The 912-nt window shown below is 68.0% G+C and carries 1 protein-coding gene; it reads right to left on the bottom strand.

Going from position 1 to position 912, the window contains the following annotated elements; translation table 11 throughout:
* Positions 1-912, bottom strand: a 912-nt coding sequence (locus A5760_RS11750; RefSeq protein ID WP_155764305.1) for an AMP-binding protein, incomplete at both ends; no start/stop codon positions are given.

The raw sequence follows: 912 nt of genomic DNA, 5'->3' as shown, positions 1-912 counted from the left end.
GATCAGGTAGGCGATCTCCTCCGGGGCCGGCGCCGGCAAGCCCGTGCACGGGTGGCCGGCAATGCGAGGGTCGTCGACATCAATGACCGGCAATTGGCGGGCGTCCAGGCGGTCGGCCAACCCGGCAGTGGTGATCGCGGCGATCGGTGCGGCGTCGGCGACCATGAACTCCATTCGCGCCGCCGGGTGCGCCGGGTCAATCGCCAGATATGCCGCGCCGGTTTTGAGCACCGCCATTATCGCCACGACCGCCTCGGCCGACCGAGGCAACAGCAACGCCACACATTCTCCCGGCCCGGCGCCCAGGCCGGCCAGCCGATGCGCCAACCGGTTCGACGCATCGTCGAGTTCCCGGTAGGTCATCGAGTGGCCGTCGAAGGTCACCGCCGGCGCTTCGGGCGCGCGCTTTACTTCTGCGGCGAACACCGCCGGAATCGACGCCGCGGTAGACAGCGTCCGGGCCAACACCGCCCGGTTACCGATCGTGTCCAGGCGGGCGCGCTCATCGGCATCGAGCACATCCACCGACGACAACCGCTGGCTGGGATCGGCGGTCATGGCCACCAGCACCCACTGGAACCGCTCGATCAGTCTTTCGATGCTTTGGGTGTCGAACACGTCGGTGCGGAACTCCACCGTCCCGCCGATCCCGGCGAGATCACCGGCCTCGCTCCAGCGTTCGCCCAACGAGAACGTGAGGTCCACACGGGCTGTACGGGTGTCTATCGGTACCGGGCTGACCTGCAGATCACCCAGCGTCACACCGGTGGTCGGGTCCCCGGCGAAGTTCTGCCAGGCCAACATCACCTGCACCAGCGGGTGATGGGCCATGCTTCGGGTCGGGTTGAGCCGCTCCACCAGCACCTCGAAGGGCACATCCTGGTGCTCGTAGGCAGCCAGACTGCGGCCCCG

The sequence above is a fragment of the Mycobacterium colombiense genome (assembly GCF_001665835.1).
GTDB classification, from domain to species: domain Bacteria; phylum Actinomycetota; class Actinomycetes; order Mycobacteriales; family Mycobacteriaceae; genus Mycobacterium; species Mycobacterium colombiense_A.
This window is presented reverse-complemented; position numbering and strand designations above follow the sequence as displayed.